This is a genomic window from Sulfitobacter sp. HI0040 (genome assembly GCF_001634885.1).
Taxonomy (GTDB): Bacteria; Pseudomonadota; Alphaproteobacteria; order Rhodobacterales; family Rhodobacteraceae; genus Sulfitobacter.
Window position 1 is genome coordinate 1 of the sequence record NZ_LWEX01000198.1, and the last position, 1,376, is coordinate 1,376.

Annotated in this window: 2 protein-coding genes; both read left to right on the forward strand. The window is 66.8% G+C overall.

Going from position 1 to position 1,376, the window contains the following annotated elements; all coding sequences use genetic code 11:
- Positions 1-97 precede the first annotated feature (97 nt).
- Positions 98-628, forward strand: coding sequence for a 2Fe-2S iron-sulfur cluster-binding protein (locus A3728_RS12020; protein WP_082850991.1), 531 nt, complete (start codon positions 98-100; stop codon positions 626-628).
- Positions 625-1,376 (forward strand): FAD binding domain-containing protein (locus A3728_RS12025; RefSeq protein ID WP_067923903.1); only part of this gene is annotated, 752 nt, incomplete at its 3' end. The genes A3728_RS12020 and A3728_RS12025, both read left to right, overlap by 4 nt.

Genomic DNA, 1,376 nt, shown 5'->3' on the forward strand with positions numbered 1-1,376 from the left:
ATTTACAGGCGCTGTGCCTCTTTTCCATGCGTCAGGCACAGGAACCATTCCTCCCACCTCGGGTTCCTGAACAGACCGTACCGGACAGGAGAACAAGATGCGCACCACTCTCAACATCAACGGAACGGAGCATCAGATAGATGCCGATCCCCGCACCACGCTGCTGGATGCTCTGCGAAACCACCTCGGGCTGACGGGCTCCAAGAAGGGGTGCGATCACGGCCAGTGCGGCGCCTGCACGGTTATCGTGGACGGGCGGCGGATCAACTCCTGCCTCACGCTCGCCTGCATGATGGACGGGGCGGAAATCACCACCATCGAAGGGCTGGGCACCCCGTCCGATCTTTCCCCGCTGCAGGATGCCTTCGTGCGTCACGATGGCTACCAATGCGGCTATTGCACCCCCGGCCAGATATGTTCGGCCACCGCCATGCTGGAGGAGGCCCGCGCTGGATGGCCCAGCGTGGTGACGGAGGATCTGACCGCCACGGCGGAGCTGACCGACAGCGAGATCGCCGAGCGGATGTCGGGCAACCTGTGTCGCTGTGCCGCCTACCCCAATATCGTCGATGCGATCCGCGAAGTCTCGGGCCGCGAGACCTCCGGCAACAAGGAGGCCGCGGAATGACCCCATTCGATTACACACGCGCTGCGGACGTCTCCGACGCGGTCGGCAACCCGCGCTTCATCGCCGGCGGCACCAACCTGCTGGACCTCATGAAGCTGGGGGTGGAGCGGCCTGAACGGCTCACCGATATCACCCGGCTCGACCTGCGCGGGATCGAGGATCACGAAGGCGGGCTGCGCATCGGCGCGCTCGTCTCCAACGCCGATCTGGCCGCCGATGCCCGGGTGCGCCGGGAGTATCCGGTGCTGTCCCGCGCGTTGCTGTCGGGGGCCAGCGGGCAGTTGCGCAACATGGCCACCACCGGGGGCAACCTGCTGCAACGCACGCGCTGCTATTACTTTCAGGACATCGATTCCCCCTGCAACAAGCGCGAGCCGGGCTCGGGCTGCAGTGCCATCGGCGGGGCCACGCGGCTGCACGCCATCCTCGGCGCCAGCGAAGAGTGTATCGCCACCCATCCCAGCGACATGGCGGTCGCCATGCAGGCCCTCGGAGCCGTGGTGGAGGTCGAAGGCCCCGAAGGCGCGCGCAGCATCCCGCTGTCGGAATTCTACCTGCTGCCCGGGGACCGGCCCGACCGGGAAACCGTGCTGGAACCCGGTGACCTCATCACCGCCGTCACCCTGCCCCCGCCGCCTCCGGGGCGGCAGACCTACCGCAAGGTGCGCGACCGGGCGTCCTATGCCTTTGCCCTCACCTCGGTCGCCGGAATCGTGAACTGCGACGGCGGAAAGATCACCGATGCCGC